Annotated in this window: 18 protein-coding genes; 3 read left to right on the top strand and 15 right to left on the bottom strand. The window is 47.4% G+C overall.

Annotated features, from left to right (window positions below):
- The first annotated feature begins 528 nt into the window (after positions 1 to 528).
- Complete coding sequence (locus tag Xkoz_RS00365) at positions 529 to 2,193, top strand: cyclic peptide export ABC transporter (RefSeq protein ID WP_099140233.1); 1,665 nt, start codon at positions 529 to 531, stop codon at positions 2,191 to 2,193.
- A 112-nt stretch (positions 2,194 to 2,305) separates the two neighbouring features.
- On the opposite strand, the gene nuoN is transcribed toward Xkoz_RS00365, so the two are convergent.
- The 14 genes from nuoN to hexA form a co-directional block, all read right to left on the bottom strand.
- A complete protein-coding gene (gene nuoN, locus Xkoz_RS00360; protein ID WP_099140232.1) occupies positions 2,306 to 3,763 on the bottom strand; it encodes an NADH-quinone oxidoreductase subunit NuoN in 1,458 nt (485 codons plus the stop codon).
- Positions 3,764 to 3,769: 6 nt separating this feature from the next.
- Positions 3,770 to 5,290, bottom strand: coding sequence for an NADH-quinone oxidoreductase subunit M (gene nuoM / locus Xkoz_RS00355; RefSeq protein WP_099140231.1), 1,521 nt, complete (start codon positions 5,288 to 5,290; stop codon positions 3,770 to 3,772).
- 19 nt (positions 5,291 to 5,309) lie between these two features.
- Positions 5,310 to 7,154 (bottom strand): NADH-quinone oxidoreductase subunit L, encoded by a 1,845-nt coding sequence (nuoL, locus tag Xkoz_RS00350; RefSeq protein WP_099140230.1) that lies wholly within the window; start codon positions 7,152 to 7,154, stop codon positions 5,310 to 5,312.
- The gene (gene nuoK / locus Xkoz_RS00345; protein ID WP_099140229.1) at positions 7,151 to 7,453 is read right to left on the bottom strand and encodes an NADH-quinone oxidoreductase subunit NuoK; all 303 of its coding nucleotides are present in this window, start codon (positions 7,451 to 7,453) and stop codon (positions 7,151 to 7,153) included. Before nuoK ends, nuoL begins: the two co-directional genes overlap by 4 nt.
- A complete protein-coding gene (nuoJ, locus tag Xkoz_RS00340; RefSeq protein ID WP_099140228.1) occupies positions 7,453 to 7,983 on the bottom strand; it encodes an NADH-quinone oxidoreductase subunit J in 531 nt (176 codons plus the stop codon). Before nuoJ ends, nuoK begins: the two co-directional genes overlap by 1 nt.
- A 12-nt stretch (positions 7,984 to 7,995) precedes the next feature.
- Positions 7,996 to 8,538: an NADH-quinone oxidoreductase subunit NuoI gene (gene nuoI / locus Xkoz_RS00335; protein ID WP_099140227.1), complete on the bottom strand. Its 543-nt coding sequence runs from the start codon at positions 8,536 to 8,538 to the stop codon at positions 7,996 to 7,998.
- Positions 8,539 to 8,556: 18 nt separating this feature from the next.
- On the bottom strand, positions 8,557 to 9,531 hold the full coding sequence (nuoH, locus tag Xkoz_RS00330; RefSeq protein ID WP_099140226.1) for an NADH-quinone oxidoreductase subunit NuoH: 975 nt from the start codon (positions 9,529 to 9,531) through the stop codon (positions 8,557 to 8,559).
- Positions 9,531 to 12,254, bottom strand: coding sequence for an NADH-quinone oxidoreductase subunit NuoG (nuoG, locus tag Xkoz_RS00325; RefSeq protein WP_099140413.1), 2,724 nt, complete (start codon positions 12,252 to 12,254; stop codon positions 9,531 to 9,533). The genes nuoH and nuoG overlap by 1 nt, the downstream gene beginning before the upstream one ends.
- A gap of 96 nt (positions 12,255 to 12,350) precedes the next feature.
- The gene (nuoF, locus tag Xkoz_RS00320; RefSeq protein WP_099140225.1) at positions 12,351 to 13,715 is read right to left on the bottom strand and encodes an NADH-quinone oxidoreductase subunit NuoF; all 1,365 of its coding nucleotides are present in this window, start codon (positions 13,713 to 13,715) and stop codon (positions 12,351 to 12,353) included.
- Complete coding sequence (nuoE, locus tag Xkoz_RS00315) at positions 13,712 to 14,257, bottom strand: NADH-quinone oxidoreductase subunit NuoE (RefSeq protein ID WP_099140224.1); 546 nt, start codon at positions 14,255 to 14,257, stop codon at positions 13,712 to 13,714. Before nuoE ends, nuoF begins: the two co-directional genes overlap by 4 nt.
- Before the next feature lie 2 nt (positions 14,258 to 14,259).
- Positions 14,260 to 16,059, bottom strand: coding sequence for an NADH-quinone oxidoreductase subunit C/D (gene nuoC / locus Xkoz_RS00310; protein WP_208615182.1), 1,800 nt, complete (start codon positions 16,057 to 16,059; stop codon positions 14,260 to 14,262).
- A 76-nt stretch (positions 16,060 to 16,135) separates the two neighbouring features.
- Positions 16,136 to 16,810, bottom strand: coding sequence for a NuoB/complex I 20 kDa subunit family protein (locus Xkoz_RS00305; protein WP_099140222.1), 675 nt, complete (start codon positions 16,808 to 16,810; stop codon positions 16,136 to 16,138).
- Between the two features lie 15 nt (positions 16,811 to 16,825).
- Positions 16,826 to 17,302 carry an NADH-quinone oxidoreductase subunit A gene (locus Xkoz_RS00300; protein WP_099140221.1) on the bottom strand — a complete coding sequence of 159 codons (477 nt, stop codon included), beginning with the start codon at positions 17,300 to 17,302 and terminating at the stop codon, positions 16,826 to 16,828.
- Positions 17,303 to 18,019: 717 nt separating this feature from the next.
- A complete protein-coding gene (gene hexA / locus Xkoz_RS00295) occupies positions 18,020 to 19,012 on the bottom strand; it encodes a transcriptional regulator HexA (protein WP_099140220.1) in 993 nt (330 codons plus the stop codon).
- 798 nt (positions 19,013 to 19,810) lie between these two features.
- On the opposite strand from hexA, the gene Xkoz_RS00290 reads away from it, so the two are divergent.
- Positions 19,811 to 21,025 carry a pyridoxal phosphate-dependent aminotransferase gene (locus tag Xkoz_RS00290; protein ID WP_099140219.1) on the top strand — a complete coding sequence of 405 codons (1,215 nt, stop codon included), beginning with the start codon at positions 19,811 to 19,813 and terminating at the stop codon, positions 21,023 to 21,025.
- A 441-nt stretch (positions 21,026 to 21,466) separates the two neighbouring features.
- Positions 21,467 to 22,048, top strand: coding sequence for a 5'-deoxynucleotidase (yfbR, locus tag Xkoz_RS00280; RefSeq protein ID WP_099140217.1), 582 nt, complete (start codon positions 21,467 to 21,469; stop codon positions 22,046 to 22,048).
- Between the two features lie 167 nt (positions 22,049 to 22,215).
- Here the strand turns inward: yfbR and Xkoz_RS00275 are convergent, their stop codons facing one another.
- The gene (locus Xkoz_RS00275; protein ID WP_099140412.1) at positions 22,216 to 24,045 is read right to left on the bottom strand and encodes an SLC13 family permease; all 1,830 of its coding nucleotides are present in this window, start codon (positions 24,043 to 24,045) and stop codon (positions 22,216 to 22,218) included.
- Between the last annotated feature and the right edge of the window lie 113 nt (positions 24,046 to 24,158).

Here is a 24,158-nt window from a genome sequence, read left to right as displayed (position 1 = left end):
CCGTATTCAAGCACATGCCCCTATTACCCGCAGGTAGTGATCGCCTACCAGATAGCTCAACAATTGATTAACCGTGGTGAAGAAATCGAGTTCTTTAGCATGATCGATCCTTATAATTTTAATAGGATAAAAATCGATACTACGAATGGGCGAATTGACAAAGTATTAATGTTGCTGAAACAGAGCATGATGAAAACAAGTGGAGTATCCATGTTACTCAGCTAAGTAAGTAGGGTGCTCATGGCTGGTCATCACATAGCCATGTTGTCCAGTCCACAAGTCGGGCAGTTTAGTTTGCCGTCTGGTTGCAGGAAAAACAGGACTATGTTAACAAGCTGAATTATGAAATTTTACCAAAAAAACAAATCCTTATGATTTTATTAATGAAATGGAGTGACTCAATTTTGTTGGATCAACCCCACGGAACCGGCACTTGAATATTAACTATTAGGCACACAGGCACACTGAATACTCATGAGGGATGCAAAAAATTAACGGCCACTTATACAGAAAATTTATGGATTTTACATGAACAAGTTGACTATCAAATCTCCGGCCTATGGGCTTTTACTCTCACTCCTATATCGTTCACGCTGGGCGCTTGCCATCGCCACTTTCGCCAGTGTAGCCAACGGTATTTCCAGCGTTTCACTGGTCACCCTGATCAACAAATCATTGGCAACCTCCAGCGGCAATCATACCTCTCTCATCTGGTACTTTAGCATTCTCGTTGTAGTGGCGATTGTCTGCCGGGTACTTAGTGGCGTGATTTTCGCCAAACTGAGCCAAGGTACGATGGCCAAGATGCGCGAACTCATCTCAGATCGCGTTGCTTGTGCATCCTTCCGCCAGATTGAAATGCTGGGCGCTTCTCGCGCCCAGTCCATCATCACCGATGATTCAACCAATGTGTCACTTTTGTTCTTCATTCTACCCAACATCGTGATGCAAGGCTCTATTGTACTCGGCTGCCTGGGATATCTGGCCTGGTTGTCGTGGCAAGTGTTCTGTCTGGCATTGGCCGTCGTCCTTATCGGCTCACTGGGTTACAGCCTCGGTGGAACCAAAGCGATCAACGCGTTCAACGCCGCGGGTAAGGCACAAGATCGCCTGTTTACCCATTTCAGTGCCTTATTCTCAGGAGCAAAAGAACTGAAACTTCACTTCTCCCGTGCCCAAGATTTTCTTACCCATTCGCTCGGCAGAGAAATTGATGCGGTACGCCGGCACCGTGCCCGTGCTTTCGGTGTTTACGCCTTTGGCGTCGGCTGGATCCTCTTCCTGTTCTACGTGTTCCTGGGATTGGTCATATTCGCTCCTGCGATGATATCAGGTCTTGAACCAACGACGCTGGCAGGCTACGTCATTGTGTTCCTGTTTATGCTGATGCCCTTAGACAGCCTACTGAATAGTATCCCAACACTGAATTCTGCTCGCGTATCGCTAGACCGTATTGGAAAAATACTTTCTGAACTGGATGAACAAGATCGGATTGAACAACAGATCTCTGCCAGTGAATTCGGTGAAGCAAACTCAATACGTTTGTCTGGACTCACCCACAGTTACTATCGTGAGAAGGAAAATGAAGTATTTCAACTCGGCCCGATCGACATGGAACTCAAAAGAGGGGAAATTACTTTTCTGATTGGCGGTAATGGCAGTGGCAAGACCACACTTGCCAAATTGCTAATTGGTCTTTATACCCCGGAAAACGGCACGATTACCGTTGATGGCCGCACGATCACTGACAGTAACCGAGCCAACTACCGCCAACTCTTCTCAGCGATCTTCTCTGATTTCCATCTGTTCGAGTCACTGATCGGCCTGAGGGATACCGATTCGACACTGGATGGACGCGCTAACGCGTTGCTTGCCAAGCTACATCTTGATCACAAAGTAAAAATTGAAAATGGTCACTTTTCCACTCGCGATCTGTCACAAGGACAGCGAAAACGTCTCGCTTTGGTGGTGGCCTATTTGGAAGATCGACCATTCTATCTGTTCGATGAATGGGCTGCTGACCAAGATCCCCTGTTCAAGAGGGTATTCTACCAAGAATTACTGCCCGAACTGGCTGCGCGCGGTAAGGCGGTACTGGCAATCACCCACGATGATCGCTTTTTCCACTTGGCCGACCATTGTCTCAAATTGGAAAGCGGTCAACTCATCGCCAATGAGACTGTAATGGCCTAATGGTACTCTGACATAACCGAATCCCCTGCCTAGCAGGGGCTTTTCTATATACAAAAAGACCCAGTCAACGATAACTGGGTCTTTAAAATAATCGCTTTCTTTCGCTTGTTATTTACACAACGCTTTTCGCCAACTGAACGATATCAATCAGTGGTTGTGGCCAAATTCCCAGGATCAACACCAATAACGCAGCAAGCAATACGACAATCCCACCAGAAGTAAATGCCCAATTGTGTGGTGTATCACGGTTTAGCGCTTTCGGTGCTGGCAGGTACAAGCTCACCATCACACGTAGATAGTAGTAAAGGCCGATGGCACTCCCCACAACAACGGTGCCTGTCAGCCACCACAATCTTGCGTCAACACCTGTCGCGATGACATAGAATTTACCGATGAAGCCAAATGTTAATGGTATTCCCGCCAATGACAACATCATGACCGTCATCACCGCTGACAAGATGGGTTTATGCCAGAACAGGCCCCGATATGAGAACAGGGAATCCGCATCCGGCCCTCTGTATGGGCTGGACATCAGGCTGACCACGCCAAATGCCCCGATACTGGCAAGTAAATACCCCACCAGATAAATTCCCGCCGTCTCTTCTGCCAAGGTATGATCCTTGATAGCAACCAATACCACCAGCAAATACCCTAAATGGGCAATGGATGAGTAACCGAGTAGTCGTTTGATATTGCTTTGTGTCAATGCCAACAAGTTACCAAACAGGATAGAGGCAATCGCAATCACCGTTAGCACAATACGCAAGGTTGCACTCTCAGCCACTGGCGCTTCAATGAATAAGCGCATAACCACGGCGAAGATCGCCACCTTACTCGCCGTTGCCAGAAAGGTCGATACCGGCGCTGGTGCCCCCTGATACACATCCGGTGTCCACAGTTGGAAAGGCACCAGGGAAAGTTTAAAGCCCAGCCCGACGACCATCATCCCCAAGCCAGCCAATATTAATGGTTCATGCAGTTTACTGTCACTTAAGCTCTTGCCCAGTGTTGCGAATGACAAATCACCCGATTCTGCATACAACAGTGCAATACCGAATAGCAGAAATGAGGATGCAGCCGCAGACAGCAACATATATTTAATGCCTGCTTCTAGCGAACGTTTCTGGCGATAGGCATAACCGACCAGACCAAACAGCGGCAAAGTGATCAATTCAATACCGATAAACAGTGATGCCATATGGTTGGCCGAAGAGAGTAAAATCCCCCCAACCGCCGCGATCATCACTAGCAGATAAAATTCTTCTTTGTTATCGGGATAATTTTCCAGCCATGAGTAGGCAAATGTCGTTGTTGCAAGGCTCGCAATCAGCACCAGGGCAGTGTAGAACATGGCAAAACGATCGACATGGATTAATGGCGTGACATCCATTGGCACCTGCTGTCCCACAAAATAGAGTGAGAGCAGCGCCAGGTTGAGACCAATTACCGTCAAAGTGACATTGGTGAAATGATCGCGTCGCCACGCAATGGACAGCATCACAACCACCACCGTCAATCCGACGATCAATAGCGGCAACAGTGCGATCAATTGTTCAGAAGTTATTGTCATGGCGAATTACGGCCTTGTAGTTAAAAGTGAAGCTGAATACCAATTCTGGATGTTGCTCATTGCTGCGGCTGAGGTATCAAGGATTGGCTGTGGGTAAACCCCCAAAATGACCAACAAGATGACCAACAGCAGCAAAATGGAGATTTCGCGCACATCCATCCGTTGTAAGGGCTTGTCAGTTTTTGGCGTACCGTAATAGGCCCTCTGCATCAAATACAGTGCATAAACGGAGGCAAAAACCAAACCGAACACAGATATCGTAGTCACTAAGGTAAATTGGCTGAAACTGCCAAACAGGATCATAAATTCACCCACAAAGTTACCGGTTCCTGGCATACCCAATGTTGCTACCGCAAAGAACAGGGATATGGCAGGCAAGAGTTGAATTCTTCCCCACAATCCCCCCATTTGGCGCATGTCCCTGGTATGCAGGCGTTCATATAGCTGACCACACAGAATGAACAGCCCCGCGGCTGACAGACCATGCGCAATCATCTGGATCACCGCCCCCTGATAAGCCAATTGGCTACCGGTGTAAATGGCAATAAGAACAAAGCCCATGTGAGAAACACTGGTATAAGCAATCAAGCGTTTGATATCTGTCTGGCTGAATGCCATCCACGCACCATAGAAAATACCAAAGACGCCCAGCCACATCGCAATCGGCGCAAATTCCGCAGAGGCTTGTGGAAACAGTGGCAGGCTGAAACGCAATAAGCCATACGCAGCCGTTTTCAGCAAGATCCCCGCCAGGTCAACTGAACCGGCGGTTGGCGCCTGGCTATGGGCATCTGGCAACCAGCCATGTAAAGGCACAACCGGCATTTTCACCGCAAATGCAATGAAGAAACCCAGCATTAGCAGGTATTGAATGGTATGTGACATCGGCGTATCCAACAGTTTTTCATAGTTGAATGTCCATTCGCCGGTGGCATCATGGTGAATGAAGGCCAATGCCAGAATCGAAATCAGCATCACCAACCCACTGGCTTGGGTGTAGATGAAGAATTTCGTTGCCGCCGTGATACGCGTCTTACCTTCCGATCCTCTGTGTCCCCACAGTGCGATCAGGAAGTACATGGGTACTAGCATCACTTCCCAGAAGAAGAAGAACAGGAACAGGTCGATGGCAAGGAAAACCCCCATCACACCGCCCAGTATCCACAACAGGTTCAGGTGGAAGAAACCTTGGTATGGCTGGTTTTCATTCCACGAACAGAGGATCGCCATTAAACCCAGTAATGCCGTCAGCACCACCATCAGCAAGGACAGACCATCCAGTGCCAGATGAATGCTAATGCCAAAACGAGGTATCCACTGAAGCAAGAATTCTGATTGCCACTGTGGGATACCCTGTGGGTTGGTAAGTGTATAACCGCCCTGCAACCACAAGTACAAGGAGAGTAACAGTGTCAACCCCATCGCCAGAAGCGCTATCCAACGCGGCATACGGGTGCCGAAGCGCTCTGCCTGCCAACATAGCAGGCCGCCGATAAAGGGCAGAAGAATTAGCCAAGGTAATAGCATGGCGCAATGTGTCCCTTAATTAAACCAAAAGCAGCAGAGCTAAAACCAGCACTGCACCCAACCCCATAGAGGTAGCGTACCAACGGACTTGTCCGTTCTCACTCCAGCGAAGCCCTTTATTGCCCCAGCGGGACAATATGGCTGGAATATTCATCAGTGAGTTCAAAGGATCACTTTGTAACAGGTGGGTGATGCCTTTGAAGGGTTTCACAAATACCCAGTCATACAGCGCATCAAATCCCCAGGCATAGAACCACCATGTGGAGAAGAAACGCCCTGGTGCGCTGTTCGCAGTGGCATTGACCACGCCACGTTTACCCAGATACAGCGCAGCCGCCAGCAAGATACCGACAACCGCCACCACACCAGAAACCATTTCCAGTGTCATTTTGCTACCCTGCCCCGTCGCGCTCTCTGGTAAAACGCCCGCCAGCGGTGGCACAATCAGTGCACCAACGAAAGTGGACAACACCAGCAATATTGACAAGGGTAAGGTGTGGGTGATGCCCTTGACGGGATGGGCGTGGGTATTTTCTTCACCGTGGAATACGATAAAGATCATGCGGAAGGTATACAGTGATGTCATCAATGCCCCAATCAGCCCCGCCAGCATCAGGTTTATATGACCATTTGCCAACGCGCCCCACAGGATTTCATCTTTACTGTAGAAACCTGCCGTCAGTAATGGCAGTGCCGACAATGCCGCCCCACCCACAAGGAAGCAGAGATAAACAAATGGGATACGCTTTCTCAACCCACCCATTTTGAAGATGTTTTGTTCATGATGGCAGGCCAGGATCACCGAGCCAGAAGCCAGGAACAGTAATGCCTTGAAGAACGCATGGGTCATGAGGTGAAAAATGGCGGCATCCCACGCCTGTACGCCCAATGCCAGAAACATATAACCAATTTGGCTCATGGTGGAGTAGGCCAGTACCCGTTTGATATCTGTCTGTACCAGCGCAGCGAAACCCGCCAATAGTAAGGTGATCGCCCCAATAATACCGACCAAGTGCAAAATATCCGGTGCCAGCAAGAACAAGGCATGGCTGCGGGCAATCAGATAAACACCCGCGGTCACCATCGTCGCCGCGTGGATCAGCGCTGAAACGGGGGTTGGGCCTGCCATCGCATCTGCCAGCCACGTTTGCAAGGGTAACTGAGCGGATTTACCTACCGCGCCTCCCAGGATCATCAAGGTTGCCCAGGTGATCGCGCTGGAGCCTGCGGCAAGATGTTGTGGTGCTAATATTGCCAATTCGCGGAAACTTAACGTACCAAGCTGGTCGTAAAGGATAAACATGCCAATGGCAAGGAATACGTCACCCACACGGGTCACAATGAAGGCTTTCATTGCCGCCGCACCATTGGCCGGGGTTTTGTAGTAGAAACCGATCAACAGGTAACTGCACAGACCTACCCCTTCCCAACCGAGGTACATTAACAGCATATTGTCTGCCAGTACCAACACCACCATGCTGGCGATAAATAGGTTGGTATAGGCGAAGAAACGGGAGTATCCCTCTTCACCGCGCATGTACCAGGATGCGTAGATATGGATCAGAAAACCAATGCCAGTCACAACACTGAGCATCGTTAGCGACAGGCCGTCCAGCACCAGATTAACGGGGATGCTGAAATTATCCACTGCCATCCAGTTCCACAACGTCTGGCTGTAAACCAGCCCCCCTGCCCCATCCTGGTTAAGAAAATCAAGGGCTACCGAGAAGGTGACCAATGCTGCCAACCCAACAGAACCCATCCCAATGGTGGCTGACACATTTTCAGACCAGCGGCCACGGGAAAATGCCAATAGCAAGAATCCCAACAGTGGCAACAGAATTGTTAAATAGAGTAAGTTCATCCGCGCATCTCACTGACTGTGTCAATATTCAGGTTCTGGCGACGACGGTGCAACTGTAATAACAGTGCCAAACCGATACTCGCCTCGGCGGCTGCCAAAGTAATGGCCAAAATAAACATCACCTGACCATCAGGCTGGAGCCAATAACTACCCGCAACGACGAATGCCAACGCTGAGGCATTGATCATGATTTCCAGCCCGATCAGCATGAATAACAGATTGCGGCGGATAATCAGGCAAGTGAAGCCCAATGTAAATAGAATAGCCGCCAAAATGAGTCCATGATGTAACGCTATCATTATTGCTGCTCCTCCGTACGATTGCTGATCACTTCCCCTTGCCGATTTTCACGGCCGATGTGGTAAGCCACGATCAATCCTGCCAGCAACAACAAAGATGCCAGCTCGACTGCCAATACATAAGGACCAAACAGGCTAATGCCCACTTCTTTGGCACTAATGACTTCACCACTAATTTCAGCAGATGACAGTGTACTGATGGCATAAACCAGCACAATCAACAGCACGATAGACAGGATCGACGGGCCAATCCAGGTGCGGGGTTGCAGCCACAGCCGCTCTTGCTCGACAACGGATTTTCCTAAATTCAGCATCATCACGACGAAGACGAACAACACCATAATGGCGCCCGCGTAAACGATGATCTCCAGTGCACCCGCAAAATAGGCGCCCATCGAAAAAAAGACGATGGAGAGTGCCAACAAGGAGGTAATCAGATACAACAGCGCATATATCGGGTTTGTATGGGTTATCACCCTAAGTGTTGCGAGAATAGCAACCAGCCCTGCGACATAAAACGTAAATTCCATGAATATCGCTCCTTACGGCAACAGGCTTTTAACGTCGATAGGTTTGGCTTCATTGTCAGCTTCACCTTTATCTTTGCCGTCAATTGCCATACCTGCCTTACGGTAAAAGTTATAGTCTGGATATTTACCTGGCCCTGAAATCAGCAGATCTTCTTTTTCGTACACCAGATCCTGACGCTTGAATTCACCCAGTTCAAAATCCGGCGTTAACTGAATAGCGGTCGTTGGACACGCTTCTTCACACAGGCCGCAGAAAATGCAACGTGAAAAGTTGATACGGAAAAATTCAGGATACCAGCGACCATCCTTATGTTCGGCTTTTTGCAGTGAGATACATCCCACTGGACATACTGCTGCACACAAGTTACACGCAACACAACGCTCTTCACCGTCAGGATCACGCGTCAGAACGATGCGCCCACGGTAACGGGGTGGCAGATAAACTGGCTCTTCCGGATACATTTTTGTTTCGCGTTTATGGAAGGCATGCAACCCTATCATCCAAATACTGCGTACCTGGGTGGCGAAACCGACCACTAACTCTTTCAATGTCATGGTTCAATCACCCCTTTATTAAGCGTTGTATAAAATAACGGCGGCAGTTGCCAGCATATTAAGTAACGTTAACGGCAGACAGATCTTCCAGCCAAACGACATCACCTGGTCATAACGCGGACGCGGTAATGAAGCACGGATCAAGATGAACATCATCATGAAAAATGCCGTCTTTAGCGCAAACCAGATGAACGGAGGCAAGAGAGGTCCATTCCAGCCACCAAAGAACAGTGTGACTATTAACGCGGATACCGTCACGATCGCGATATATTCCCCGACAAAAAATAGGCCGAATTTCATACCGGAATATTCAATGTGATAACCGTCAGCCAATTCTTGCTCTGCTTCTGGTTGGTCAAAGGGATGGCGGTGACATACCGCAACACCCGCAATGGCAAAAGTCAGGAAACCAAAAAATTGGGGAATGACATTCCATACATGTTGCTGTGAGTTGACGATATCCACCATGTTAAAGGAGCCGGCTTGCGCCACCACACCCATCATGGACATGCCAAGGAAAACTTCATAACTCAATGTCTGTGCTGAGGCACGCATCGCACCCAGCAAGGCATATTTGTTATTACTCGCCCACCCTGCAAACAGCACGGAATAAACCGCCAAACCCGCCAGCATCATGAAAAATAAGATGCCAATGTTCAGGTCTGCGACCATCCAGGTCGGGCTAACTGGCACGATGGCAAAGGCCAGCAGCATTGAGCTGAATGCAATAACCGGTGCCAGGGTAAAAATGACTCTGTCGGAAAAGCGGGGTACCCAGTCTTCCTTAAAGAACATTTTGATCATGTCTGCAACGAGCTGCAATGAACCGCCCCAACCGACACGGTTAGGCCCATAACGATTCTGGAACAGGCCAAGAATACGGCGCTCAAAGAAACTCATAAACGCCCCACAGACCACCACAACCAGTAGAATGACAATGGATTTTAGTACAGCAATCAGAATTTCAATGACTTCGGGAGTAAACCAGCTCATTATACGACCTCCCGTAAGTTATGGACTGATTTGCCGGACAGAACCGGGGGTATCCCCGGCATCCCCAGCGGCAAGCCGATTTGCCCTTGGGACAATTTGCCACTCAGACGCACGGTCAAACGCAATTGTTGTCCTTCACAATCAAATGCCATCACAGCACCTTCTTTCACCTTCAAATGCGCTGCATCTTGATGATTGATCATCACATACGGCTCAGGCATCCGCTCTTGTATTACCTGAGAACGTTGTGACAGTTCTTCACTGCCGAACAAATGGAAATAAGGCGCAACATGCCATTGATCTTTTTGCGCAGTGAATGCGGGCGGGATCGCGTCAAAATAGTTCAGCCCGCCATCAACCGTTTCTATCAAACGAACCCCTGGGTCACCGAAGCGCAGCTTGCCACCGACTTCAGCCTGGAATTTATTCCACGCTTGTGGTGAGTTCCAGCCCGGTGCCCATGCAAAGGGGATTTGCTGACGTGGCGCATAGGGGCTGTTGTTCCCTTCCATTGAGAAAGCAAAGGCGGTATCGATATCCTGTGGTTGGCGTTGCTCATGGACACTGACATCCGCCAGCATCGCGGTACGGCCGCTATAACGATGGGGAGAACGTGCCAATTTTTGGCCACGAATACGGAATGTTGCATCTGGGGCGGCAGCGACAATGCCCTTGAATTGCGGCATCGATTTGACACACGCGGCAATCACATGATCAAGCTGCGTCCAGTCGGTTTGGCACTGGGTATAGGTGGTATACAGGGAGTGCATCCAGCGCCAGCTTTCTAATACCACTATGGATTTGTCATAAAACGCGGGTTCGTAAACCTGGAAATAGCGCTGGGCACGACCTTCCTGATTCACCAACGTCCCATCACTTTCAGCAAAACTGGCGGCGGACAGAATCAAATGAGCCTTATCCATAATCGCGGTGCGTTGGTGATCCACGACGATCAGGTTTTTCAGGCTATCCAAGGCGCGATCAATCTTATCCGCCGGCGCATGGCGATAGAGATCATTTTCCACCACGATGGCGGTGTCTGAATTCCCTTTAGCGATACGTTGCAACGCGGCATCCAGTGGCTGCGCTTCCATCATCGCCAGCCCCAGGCTATTGGCGTAGGCAGCAACATAAGAAAGGCCAACATCCGAACCTTTATCTTTCAACGCCCAGGCGATATTGGCCGCAGCCTGAATCAAGGTGTCACTGCCTGGATTACTGCCACTGATAATCAATGGCTTTTTCGCTTCACGCAATGCCTGCGCAATGAGTTCTGCTTTCGCTTTCAGTTCATCCGGCAGGTCATTGACAGCAGGGGCGATACTGTTTAGGGCATGTGCCACAGCAAAACCGAAACGAGCCTGATTATCTATCGGGGCACGGTAGCTCCACGCTGCAATGTCATCCAGCCGGGTTTCATCAACACTGGTCAAGAAGAGAGGGTATTTGGCGTGTTGGCCGATATTCATCACAGCCGCAATTTGCCAGTCGGCCACTTTCTGGGCAGCCGCCATTTCACGCGCTTTTCCTTTCACTGCCTGACGCACAGATAATGCCATGCGGGCGGCCGTTTGGGTCAGGTCTTCCCCTAACACCAGCACAGCATCATAATCTTCAATTTCACGCAAGGATGGGGTATAGACGCCGCCTTGCTGGAGAATTTCCAACATCATATCAAGGCGATGTTGTTCTTCCGCTGAAATGCCACTGTAGAAGTTTTCCACCCCCACCAATTCACGCAAGGCAAAGTTACTTTCAATACTGGCACGCGGTGAACCGATGCCAATGGCATTTTTCGCCTGCCGCAAAATGTCGGCACCGCCTTGCATGACTTGCCCGGCATTCAGTGAAATCCACTGATCGCCACGCAATTGTTGTGGCTGGCGAGGACGGTCTTCACGGTTGACATAACCGTAACCGAAGCGCCCGCGGTCACACATAAAATAGCGGTTGACCGTGCCGTTATAACGGTTTTCTATCCGGCGCAATTCCCCATAACGTTCACCTGGACTGGTGTTACAGCCAATGCTGCACTGCTGGCAAATGCTTGGCGCAAACTGCATATCCCATTTACGGTTATAGCGTTCTGAGTGTGTTTTGTCGGTAAATACCCCGGTTGGACAAATTTCAACGAGGTTACCGGAAAATTCACTTTCCAATGTGCCACTTTCAGGGCGACCAAAATAGACGTTGTCATGCGCCCCATAAACGCCAAAGTCCGTTCCATCTGCATAATCTTTGTAGTAGCGAACACAACGGTAACAGGCGATACAACGGTTCATTTCATGGGCGATAAACGGTCCCAATTCCTGATTTTTGTGAGTCCGTTTGGTAAAACGGTATTTTCGGAATGAGTGCCCCGTCATAACTGTCATATCCTGCAAGTGACAGTTACCCCCTTCCTCACAAACTGGACAGTCATGGGGATGGTTGGTCATTAACCATTCCACCACACTGGATCGGAATTGTTTAGCTTCGTCATCATCAATGGAGATATACGTACCATCTGACGCCGGTGTCATACAAGACATCACCAGACGACCACGCGTATCTTCCGCGTTTTGATATTGCTTCACCGCACACTGGCGGCAAGCGCCAACGCTTCCCAGCGCTGGATGCCAGCAAAAATAAGGTATATCAAGCCCCAATGAGAGGCAGGCTTGTAACAGGTTATCAGCCCCGTTGACATCATATTCTTTGCCGTCTACATGTATCGTAGCCATAGTCAGCATGCTTCCCAATGGCCTGCCGTGGCAGGCGTTAATCAAAAATTTTGCCTTAGCGTTGTTTTTGCAAACAAGACTTTTGCAAACAAGCCGCTACCAACGCTGTTTGAGCAAGTTTGGTTGAATACCTGCAATCAGGTTGGTATTGCCATAATCTTTGGTGACAATTCCCGCTTCAAACTCTTCACGGAAATATTTGATGGCACTCTGCAAAGGCTCCACCGCACCCGGTGCATGAGCACAGAACGTTTTGCCTGGGCCAAGGAAACGGCAGAGTTGTTCTAACGTTTCAATATCACCTGGCTGGCCTTTGCCATTTTCAATAGCCCGGAGGATTTTGACACTCCACGGCAAGCCATCACGACACGGTGTACACCAGCCACAAGATTCACGGGCGAAGAATTCTTCAAGATTGCGGGTCAGGGAAACCATATTGATCTCATTATCTACCGCCATTGCCAGTGCGGTTCCCAAACGGCTACCCGCTTTGCCAATATGTTCAAAATCCATCGGCAGATCCAAATGGTCTGCGGTCAGGAAATCGGTGCCTGCCCCGCCGGGTTGCCATGCCTTGAATTTCAAGCCATCACGCATTCCTCCCGCGTAATCTTCAAGAATTTCACGGGCGGTGGTGCCAAAAGGTAATTCCCAAACACCTGGGTTTTTGACCCGGCCAGAAAAGCCCATCAATTTGGTGCCAGCATCTTGACTTTTGCCTGCACTTAAACCGATGTACCACGCTTGCCCATGTTCAAGAATGGCAGGAACGTTGCACAGTGTTTCAACGTTGTTGACGCACGTTGGTTTTCCCCATACGCCAGCCGTCGCAGGAAATGGGGGTTTTGAACGTGGGTTCGCCCGGCGCCCTTCAAGGGAGTTAATCAACGCGGTTTCTTCACCACAGATATAACGACCCGCGCCAGTATGAACAAACAGTTCAAAATCAAAACCACTGCCCAAAATATTCTTGCCAAGCAATCCAGCCGCTTTCGCTTCTTCTATCGCCTTGCGTAAATGGATAGCCGCCTCGACATATTCACCCCGTAGAAAGATGTAGCCACGGTAGGCTTTCAATGCAAAGGCACTGATTAACATGCCTTCCACCAACAGATGGGGCAATTGCTCCATCAGCAGGCGGTCTTTGTAAGTACCTGGCTCCATCTCATCCGCATTGCACAATAAATAGCGGATATTCATGCTTTCGTCTTTTGGCATCAGGCTCCATTTCAAGCCTGTTGAAAAGCCCGCCCCACCACGGCCTTTTAAGCCGGCATCTTTCACCAGTGCGGTAATTTCATCAGGAGCCATGCCCTTCAGTGCTTTTTCAGCTCCCTTATAACCATTTTGGCTTCGGTACTCATCCAGCCAGACAGGTTGTTGGTCATCGCGCAACCGCCATGTCAGGGGATGAGTTTCCGCTGTGCGGATAATGTCTTTCACTCCTGAATGCGTTGTCATGGATACTGCTCCAGTAATTTTTCAATTTCTTCGGGTTTCACGTAACTGTGAGTGTCCTCATCAATCATCATCGTTGGCCCCTTGTCACAGTTCCCCAGACAGCAGGTTGGCAACAGTGTGAAACGCCCATCTGCCGTGGTTTGCCCCGGACGAATGTCCAGATGCGACTCTATCGCTGCCTGAACGCCCTGAAAGCCCGTGATGTGACATACCACACTGTCACAGTAACGGATGATGTGGCGTCCCACCGGCTGCCGGTAGATTTGGCTGTAAAACGTCGCCACCCCTTCCACGTCACTGGCGGGAATACCCAATACCTCAGCAATGGCATAAATGGCGCCATCCGGCACCCAACCACGCTGCTTTTGCACAATTTTCAATGCTTCAATTGACGCAGCACGCGGATCTTCGTAGTGGTGTTTTTCCTGCTCAATGGCATTACGTTCGTCAGCACTCAATACAAACTCATCCGGTGTCTGAGCGTCCGTTACGTTAACCACATCAAGGCGTGCTTGCTTGTTTGCGTTAAATTCACTTTGCATCGTTAGCGATCCACATCAGACATAACAAAATCGATACTGCCCAGATAGACGATAAGGTCAGAAACCAGGCTACCGCGGATCACCGATGGAATTTGCTGTAAATGAGCAAAACTGGGTGTACGAATGCGGGTACGGTAACTCATGGTGTTACCATCACTGGTCAGGTAATAACTGTTGATCCCCTTAGTCGCCTCAATCATCTGGAATGATTCATTGGCCGGCATGACCGGTCCCCATGACACTTGCAGGAAGTGGTTAATCATGGTTTCGATGTGCTGTAAGGTCCGTTCTCTCGGTGGTGGCGTGGTCAGTGGATGATCAGCCTTAAATGGGCCTTCTGGCATATTTTTCAAACACTGTTCAAGGATGCGCATACTCTGGCGGATCTCTTCGACTTTCAGCATGACCCGATCATAGCAATCGCCGTTGTAGCCGATCGGGACTTCAAAATCGAAATTTTCATAGCCGGAATAAGGGCGCCATTTACGCACGTCAAAGCTAATGCCGGTTGCACGCAGCCCCGCGCCGGTAACCCCCCAGTCTAACGCTTGTTTAGCGTTGTAAGCCGCAACCCCTACGGAACGCCCTTTCAGGACACTGTTTTTCAGCGCGGCTTTGACATAGGAATTCAAACGTTTCGGCAGCCAGTTCAGCAATTCACGTAAAAGTTTGTCCCAACCGCGCGGCAGGTCATGGGCAACCCCGCCGATTCGGAACCACGCCGGATGCATACGGAATCCCGTAATCGCCTCGACGACGTCGTAAACTTTTTGTCGGTCAGTAAAGGCAAAGAAAACCGGGGTCATCGCACCAACGTCCTGGATGAAGGTACTGATATAAAGCAGATGGCTATTAATGCGGAACAGTTCGGACAACATGACACGAATGGTTTTCACCCGATCCGGCACGTCAATACCTGCCAGCTTTTCGACCGCCAGCACATAAGGCATTTCGTTAACGCATCCTCCCAAATATTCGATGCGATCGGTATAAGGGATATAGCTGTGCCATGACTGCCGTTCCCCCATCTTTTCGGCTCCGCGGTGGTGATAGCCGATATCGGGAACACAATCGACGATCTCTTCGCCATCAAGTTGCAAAATAATGCGGAATGCGCCGTGAGCAGAAGGGTGGTTTGGGCCGAGGTTAAGGAACATGAAGTCTTCATTATCAGTACTGCGCTTCATGCCCCACTCTTCGGGTTTGAAAGTCAGGGCTTCCATTTCCAGATCTTCTTTCTGCTTAGTCAATACGAAAGGATCAAATTCCGTGGCACGTGCAGAATATTCTTTGCGCAACGGATGACCTTCCCACGTTGGTGGCATCAAGATGCGGCGTAAGTTTGGATGGCCGTTAAATGTAATGCCAAACATTTCCCACGTTTCACGTTCATACCAATTGGCATTTGGGTAAATGGGTGTGATAGTGGGAATATTCAGGTCTTGTTCAGTGAGCGCAACTTTCAGCATGATGTCACGGTTACGCTCAATGGAAAGCAGGTGATAAAACACCGAAAAGTCAGCCGCGGGCAGGCCATCTCGGTGAGAGCGCTGACGCTCATCAACGCCATGCAAGTCAAACAGCATGACATAAGGTTTGGGTAATTTTTTCAGGAATGTGATTACTTCCAGTAACTGTTTCCGTTTGACCCAAACAACGGGCATACCGGTACGGGTCGGCTGAAAGTCAAAGGCATCCGAGCCAAATTGACGATTAAGCTCGCTGACAATAGGATCATCAAGATGATCTCGTGTTGCCCAAGCTGGCCGGGCGCTTTCTTGCGCTATCTGATCTGTCATCATTCTTCACCACAACGCTTGATCAGGGTTTTTGTGATCGCAACACATTGCTCTTGGTTACGCTATATGGCTAGAAGCCTTAAATTTCGTCTGGGGTACGCAGATTTTTCACTGCAATACGTTCACCGCGTTTTCGTTCTCTTTCTGATTGCATATTGGCACGGTAAACCCCCTGATCGCCAACCACCCATGACAGTGGGCGTCGTTCTTTGCCTATGGACTCCTGCAACAGCAGCAGTGCCTGCATATAGGCTTCTGGACGAGGAGGACAGCCAGGAATATAAACATCGACAGGGATAAATTTATCAACCCCTTGAACGACAGAGTAAATATCGTACATACCCCCGGAGTTTGCACAGGCGCCCATTGAAATGACCCATTTCGGTTCCAGCATTTGGTCGTACAGGCGCTGAATAACAGGCGCCATCTTGACGAAACAGGTGCCAGAGATGACCATGAAATCCGCCTGACGGGGGGATGCCCGTAATACTTCTGCACCAAAGCGTGCGACATCGTGAACCGCGGTAAACGACGTCACCATTTCCACGTAGCAGCAAGAAAGTCCGAAGTTATAGGGCCACAGGGAGTTTTTCCTCCCCCAATTCACCATATTATGCAGAGCATGTTCCAATTTCCCCATATAGACACTTCGGTGAACATGCTGTTCCAGGGGATCGCTAACAGTTTCCTGTTTTTGCAGGGGATAACGGTCATTCTCACCGTTCGGATCTATGCGGGTGAGCGTATAATCCATCTTTATGCCTCGCTATTACTGCATGTGACTGTTGTTGGTATGATTGCCAGTGTTGACATCCGTCGTGTTTGTATAAGTATCAGCACTCGGTTTACTGACCTGACGTTTTGAACGCACAGGGGTCCAATCCAACGCCCCAATGCGCGCCAGATAAACCAAACCGGCCAATAACACCAGAATGAAAATGCTCGCTTCGGCAAAGCCTAGCCAACCGCTCTCTTTGATTGAGACGGCCCATGCATACAAGTAAAGGACTTCAATGTCGAAGATGACAAAGAACATGGCAACCAGATAAAACTTCGCCGACAGACGCAAGCGGGCGCTGCCGACAGAATCGATACCTGATTCATAAGGTACGTGTTTTGCTCTGGCTTTTGCCCTGCCCCCCATGAAGTACCCACCCAGTAGCATGAGCACACACAAACCAAGAGCACCTATTAGAAAAATCGCAAAAGCCCAGTGATGGGCCAGAATTCCAGTGGATGTAGACATACTCGTTGCTTACTCATCAAAAGTTGGTGTCAAGGTGTCTGCTCTTTTGGCTGGCAGTGTTGCACCACATCGATTCATAGGAAGGGATAACAACCAAATCTGAAACAACGCTAATCAATATATCCTATAGCTTGAATCGTCTTGGTTTTTATTCCTCTCAACAAAATTTGCCATAACGGCAAAAACACTCACATATTTATTCACAAACAACAAACCATTAATTAACGGCTTGTACTAATGTATCGCTAAAACGTGTCAGTCGTACAAAAAAACGTCTTCCCGATATCACTAGTCTAACCGATAATTCGACTTTACTACATCATTATCGCAGGAAAAACCTGTCTTTCCACTGCGTTATCTGAGGTATTTTTATGATCAAGTGCACAATTTCATTGAAAAACATTCAACACTTGAACGCAATTCATTCAACTATAGATAAATTGTTTCGAAAAGAAACGATTGAAGTACAACAAGCGCACTATTTCTGAAAATAGGTTTATTTTAGCAAGTTAAAAAATGAAACTTGTTAACAAATCAACATTCTTTTAACCAAAATTCGAAAGATATAGAAAAATTAGTAGGGTATATTTCTTATTAGAAATATCAGAAATAGAAATGAAAATGGAAAGCGAGGAGGAGGATTATTAATAAGTAATTAGCAACAGGCTAATATCTCCACAAATAGAATGGAAATATTAGCCTATAAACACATAATACTTATTCGTCTATATTTTCAACGGAATTTTCATCAACTGTTTCAGTCGATTTGATAGGTTCAATCGTGTCGATGGATTCATCCGTTTCGTTGGATTCATCGGATTCAACCGTTGTTACGGTATAAGGTGTTTTTTTATTTTCTATTGCATCAAAAACAGTCAGAACGGATTCGTTCTGTTCGTTATTGTTACGGTATAAGAAGAATTGAATTTCCGGCAGGCGTGGTAATCCTTCTATTTCACCTAGAATTCTCAGGTCTGCATTTTGCATTTCCAGAGGGCGGGCGGTAATACCGACTTCTGCATTCACAGCCGCACGAACAGCAGATAAGGAAGCAGCTTCATAAGCGATACGCCATGAAATGCCCGCCATATCCAGCGTTTCCAGAGCGATCTGGCGGAAAGGGTTAGTCTCATCCATCACAACCAACGGTACAGGCTCGTTCATCTGTAATTGGAAATCTGGTGCACAGTGCCATAGGACAGGCGAAGAGCGTAAGATCGTTTTAGGATGGTGGTTGATTTTTGCTGTGGTTAAAGCCAAATCAATCTCATGGTTATCCAACATGCTTTCGATAAACTGCGCACGCTTAATGCGTACATCAACAGCCACACGTGGATAGACAGAGGCAATACGGTTTAGTAAGAAAGGAAGCAGTGTATCAACAGCATCATCTGATACACCTATTCTCAATTCACCGTCTGCATCATTGTAGGTTAATGATGCTGTTGCATCGTCATTGGCACGAAGAATTTGACGTGCGTAACCAAGAAGTTGAAGCCCATGCTCGGTCAGAAGTTTATTGCGGCCGTGGCGAGCAAACAACTCTCTTCCCACGAGGTGTTCTAACCGCTGCATTTGCTGACTCACAGCTGACTGCGTTCTAGAAACAGCTGCTGCTGCTGCTGCAAAAGTATTTAAGTCAGCAACGGCAACAAAAGTTCTTAGCAGATCGAGATCGAGGTTTATTATCTGACGATTTGCATTTATCATTGTTTATTCATCACTTTTTTTTGATTTTAATTACTAACTAACCTGGTGTTTTTACTTCAGCAGTATCAAATAAAATAATACCGATTGTGACATTACTCTACTCTATTAAATAGGGCAAAGGATTACTGCATTTTTTTTTACTATTTAGATCATCATGGGGTTTTATTTTCTCCTTCTCTTAACAAAATTTATGCAATCCCAAAATAAATGAAAGTTAAAACTCTATTTACATCACATAATCACTAATTTCCAGTACAAATACCCTTTTTCTGACTTGCTTCAAAGAATAACGTAATCTGAATTAGGAACACTTAACATCACCGGATAATATTAGTATTTTTAATGGATTAACATCCCCATTGAATAGACCTGAAAATGTCATGGGTAAAAATCCAAAAATTTGTCTAAGTATCATATGATAAAAACCTAAATTAACTTTAGGCCAGTAAAGATAAATTATAAGAATACATTATACAAATCTTCTTACTTTTATTGACAATTTCAAGTATCCGTAAACGAACGATTAAAAAACGTCATAAAAATGTCACCTCTGGCCTCCCCTGTCAACTAAAAACCAGCCATTATGCAAAATTTAAATCCAACCTAACAAATAAATTAGAAATAAATCACCAGAAAAAGACCAAAATTTAGAGAGCAAACTTATTCATTTATTCTTTAAACAACCATTTTAACCAAAGATATCAAAGCACCTTCAAAACACAGACCGAGAAGAGTACATTGGTCACTACACTTTTTATGCCGGGTAGTTACATTTTCGCCGAGAGGTCAAGGCACCCTATGTTTTCCATTAATAAATCCAGTAAATTAGATAATGTCTGCTATGACATCCGAGGAAATACCCTCAAAGAAGCTAAACGACTTGAAGAAGAAGGTAATAAGGTACTGAAATTAAATATCGGTAATCCGGCGCCATTTGGATTTGAAGCGCCTGATGAAATTTTAGTCGATGTTATCCGTAATCTATCAACTGCCCAGGGGTATTCTGATTCAAAAGGACTGTATTCCGCACGTAAGGCAATCGTGCAGCATTATCAAGCCAGAAATATGCTGGATGTTACCGTTGAAGATATCTTTATCGGTAATGGCGTTTCTGAACTGATCGTTCAATCCATGCAAGCCCTGCTGAATACCGGCGATGAAATGTTGGTTCCTGCGCCTGACTACCCCCTTTGGACGGCGGCAGTGTCACTCTCCAGCGGTAATGCCGTCCACTATCTGTGTGATGAACAGCAAGGCTGGTTTCCTGATTTAGATGATATCCGCCGTAAAATTACCCCGCGTACCCGTGGTATCGTGATTATTAACCCGAATAACCCAACCGGGGCGGTATATAGCAAAGAATTGCTGCTGGAAATCGTAGAAATCGCTCGCCAGCATAATCTGATTATTTTTGCTGACGAAATTTACGACAAGATCCTGTACGATGATGCCCAACACCACTCCATCGCAGCATTAGCGCCGGATCTCTTTACTGTGACGTTTAATGGCCTGTCCAAAACCTATCGCGTTGCCGGTTTCCGTCAAGGCTGGATGGTACTAAACGGCCCTAAAAAACAGGCCAAAGATTATATTGAAGGGTTAGAAATGCTGGCATCAATGCGCCTTTGTGCCAATGTGCCGATGCAGCATGCGATCCAGACCGCGTTAGGTGGCTATCAAAGCATTAGTGAATTTATTTTTCCGGGCGGAAGACTCTATGAACAACGCAACCGCGCATGGGAGTTGATTAACCAGATCCCCGGAATTTCCTGTGTGAAACCTATGGGTGCTCTCTATATGTTCCCGAAAATAGACAGCAAACGTTTCAATATTTATGATGACCAAAAAATGGTACTCGATCTCTTATTACAGGAAAAAGTTTTATTGGTTCAAGGGACGGCATTTAACTGGCCAAACCCTGACCATTTCCGCATTGTAACACTGCCGCATGTCACTGACTTGCAAATGGCTATTGAAAAATTTGCCCGTTTTATCGGTCACTATCGCCAATAACCATCCTATTTTTCATTTAAAGTTCCCTCCGGTAAATAAATAAGATCCTAAAATTGTCGGTTACTTCCTTACTCTTCGCGCAGCGAGGAGTAAGGAAACCGTATACTTTGGGTGTATCGCTATTATGAAAACCCATTTTATTAACACATTAATAGGGCGGGCCATTTCTGAGATAAATACTTATTTCTTACTCACCGCTATTTTTCACGTTATATACCAATCCAACTTCAAGTTGCAGTTTGCAAACCAATGGAAGTGCTTATATCTCCCCGCTGCGCGGGGAGATATAAAACGCATCTTGAAAGGCGACTGGTATAGGTTAAAAGATGGCGGGAATATATTGGAGAAAATTGACACTTAATAGGTTTACTTCCCCCCCTGCTCCGCTCACAATTAATCCTAATTATTCCGCTACACGTTATTCAGCCACTAGAGGAAATTATGAGTCATTTTTTCGCCCAATTATCCCGCCTAAAATTAATTAACCGTTGGCCCCTTATGCGAAATGTGCGTACAGAAAATGTATCAGAGCACAGTTTGCAGGTTGCTTTTGTCGCACATGCTTTGGCAATCATCAAAAACCGTAAATTCAACGGCAATGTTAATCCCGAACGGATCGCCCTGTTGGCCATGTACCATGATGCCAGCGAAGTTATTACCGGCGATTTGCCAACCCCGATTAAGTATTACAATCCCCAAATTTCCCATGAATATAAGAAGATAGAAAAAATAGCCCAGCAAAAATTATTAGATATGTTGCCAACTGAATTACAGGATGATTTTCGCCCTATCCTGGATGAGCATCACCATAATGAAGAAGAAACCCATATTATCAAGCAAGCTGATGCATTATGTGCTTACTTGAAATGTCTGGAAGAACTTTCAGCAGGCAACACTGAATTCAATCAAGCCAAAAAACGCTTAGATAAAACACTGACAGAACGTCGCAGCGAGGAAATGGACTATTTTATAGCGGTATTTGTGCCCAGTTTCAGTCTTTCCCTTGATGAAATCAGCCTATAGATAACACGCGCTACAGGGACAACGGTTTGACGAAGATCGTTGACGACAGATAGCTGACCACCATCATTTTGTTGTAATTATTAATATTTATTATTGAAATCATATAGAAATGTTAAACCATGTTTATAATGCAGCTCCATGCCATGCGGAGCTGCGCGATAGAAACATTAGAATGGAAAAAGTATCGGGATAATTGCCACGCTAATCCCCATCACAATTAACGTAAAAGGTACACCCAGTTTCAGGAAATCGGCAAATCGATATCCACCTGGTCCCAGCACCAATGTATTAACAGGCGATGATACCGGTGTCATAAAGGCTGCCGAGGCCGCCAGGCCAATGATCATCGCAAAGGGTAAAGGGGAAACGGCCATCTCATTCGCCGCCGCAATCGCAATCGGCGCCATCAGCACAGCCGTCGCTGTATTAGAAATAAACAACCCGATCATGGCACAAAGCACAAACAGGCACATCAACATCACCCGTGGCCCCATATCGCCTGCGACATCCATCAGGCCATGAACAATGAGATCAATTCCCCCCGTTTTCTGTAATGCCAGTGCAAAAGGCATCATACCGACAATCAAAATAAGGCTCGGCCAGTGAATGGCGCGATAAGCACTTTCCATATCGATACAGCGGAATTTTCCCATGAGCAGGCAGGCAATTAATGCAGCAATAAAATTGGGAATTTCATTGGTCATCATCATGGCAACCATCAGGGTCAGGCAGAATAGGGCATGAGGTGCCTGTGAGGTCGCGGGCGCCGCACTTTCCACTTCCAGGGGCAGATTCAGCACAATAAAATCAGGGGTTTTGGTTTTTAACGCGCGGATCAATTTCCAATCGCCAATCAACAGCAAGGTATCACCAAGTAACAAAGGCTCATCGACTAATTTCCCTTCTAACGCTTTTCCCCCGCGACGAATTCCCACCACATTAAGACCATAACGGGTACGAAATTTCATAGCACGCAATGATTGCCCCAAGAGTTCGGATTCAGGGATCACGGAAACCTCAGCCATACCAACATGACGGGAGTGCTCAGAAAAATATTCCCCCCGCAATACCCTCGGTTCTAGCTGTTGCTCACGGCAAAATTCCCGCAAATCAACATCACTATCCGACAGATCCACCAACAAGACATCCTGCCCTTGCAATTCGATATCCCCCGTGGCAGCCACCATCACGCGACGGAACTTACGCCAACGTTCGATACCAATGACATTGGCACCATAACGGGCACGCAGTCCCGATTCATCCAACGTGTGTCCAACCAAGGGAGAATTCTGGCGGAGAGTAAAACGACGAGCACGGCCAGACAATTTATAGTCACGGATCAAATCACGAAATGTCCGCTGATAACGTTCGTCCGCCGCCTGATGGTTTATTCCCCCCAGCCAACGACGGGCAACTAACATGTAAGCCACGCCAGCCATCAACACCAATATGCCAATTGGCGTAATAGAGAAGAAATCAAACCCTCGCAGGCCCTCGCGCACCAACTCACTATTGACAACCATATTGGGTGGGGTTGCCACCAGGGTCATCATGCCACTGATCAAACCAGCAAATCCTAATGGCATCATTAATCGCCCTGGCGAAGTTTTCATTCTGGCCGCCACACTCAGGACAACGGGAATAAATATCGCCACAACCCCCGTTGAACTCATGAACGCACCTAATCCAGCCACCGATAACATTAACCAAACCAACATCTTGGTTTCACTGTTACCCGCAACACGAACCAACCAATCTCCCATTTGATAGGCAACCCCAGTCCTCACCAGCCCTTCGCCAATGACAAATAAGGCTGCAATCAACAACACATTGGGATCACTAAAACCGACAGTGGCCTCACTTAACGTCAGTGTGCCACTCAAGACAAATGCGATGATCACCAATAAAGCCACGACGTCCATCCTGACTTTATTGGTGGTAAAAAGCACAATGGCTATTAATAGCAGGGTTAATACCCACAACAGTTCGCTGCTCAATCTGGCCTCTATCAACGATACCTTTCAAATATGATCTCTCTACACCTCCAATCTGCCGATGGGCAGATTGGATACATATCAAAAACCTACAGGTACAAACGTTAACAAGATAA

Source organism: Xenorhabdus kozodoii (assembly GCF_002632875.1).
GTDB lineage: Bacteria > Pseudomonadota > Gammaproteobacteria > Enterobacterales > Enterobacteriaceae > Xenorhabdus > Xenorhabdus kozodoii.
Note: the sequence above shows the minus strand (reverse complement) of the source record. Positions and strands in the feature narration are given on the sequence as shown.

Coding starts and splice junctions, on each gene's coding strand:
- Xkoz_RS00365 (WP_099140233.1), top strand. CDS start 529: ATGAACAAGTTGACTATCAAATCTCCGGCCTATGGGCTTTTACTCTCA.
- nuoN (WP_099140232.1), bottom strand. CDS start 3,763: ATGACAATAACTTCTGAACAATTGATCGCACTGTTGCCGCTATTGATC.
- nuoM (WP_099140231.1), bottom strand. CDS start 5,290: ATGCTATTACCTTGGCTAATTCTTCTGCCCTTTATCGGCGGCCTGCTA.
- nuoL (WP_099140230.1), bottom strand. CDS start 7,154: ATGAACTTACTCTATTTAACAATTCTGTTGCCACTGTTGGGATTCTTG.
- nuoK (WP_099140229.1), bottom strand. CDS start 7,453: ATGATAGCGTTACATCATGGACTCATTTTGGCGGCTATTCTATTTACA.
- nuoJ (WP_099140228.1), bottom strand. CDS start 7,983: ATGGAATTTACGTTTTATGTCGCAGGGCTGGTTGCTATTCTCGCAACA.
- nuoI (WP_099140227.1), bottom strand. CDS start 8,538: ATGACATTGAAAGAGTTAGTGGTCGGTTTCGCCACCCAGGTACGCAGT.
- nuoH (WP_099140226.1), bottom strand. CDS start 9,531: ATGAGCTGGTTTACTCCCGAAGTCATTGAAATTCTGATTGCTGTACTA.
- nuoG (WP_099140413.1), bottom strand. CDS start 12,254: ATGGCTACGATACATGTAGACGGCAAAGAATATGATGTCAACGGGGCT.
- nuoF (WP_099140225.1), bottom strand. CDS start 13,715: ATGACAACGCATTCAGGAGTGAAAGACATTATCCGCACAGCGGAAACT.
- nuoE (WP_099140224.1), bottom strand. CDS start 14,257: ATGCAAAGTGAATTTAACGCAAACAAGCAAGCACGCCTTGATGTGGTT.
- nuoC (WP_208615182.1), bottom strand. CDS start 16,059: ATGATGACAGATCAGATAGCGCAAGAAAGCGCCCGGCCAGCTTGGGCA.
- Xkoz_RS00305 (WP_099140222.1), bottom strand. CDS start 16,810: ATGGATTATACGCTCACCCGCATAGATCCGAACGGTGAGAATGACCGT.
- Xkoz_RS00300 (WP_099140221.1), bottom strand. CDS start 17,302: ATGTCTACATCCACTGGAATTCTGGCCCATCACTGGGCTTTTGCGATT.
- hexA (WP_099140220.1), bottom strand. CDS start 19,012: ATGATAAATGCAAATCGTCAGATAATAAACCTCGATCTCGATCTGCTA.
- Xkoz_RS00290 (WP_099140219.1), top strand. CDS start 19,811: ATGTTTTCCATTAATAAATCCAGTAAATTAGATAATGTCTGCTATGAC.
- yfbR (WP_099140217.1), top strand. CDS start 21,467: ATGAGTCATTTTTTCGCCCAATTATCCCGCCTAAAATTAATTAACCGT.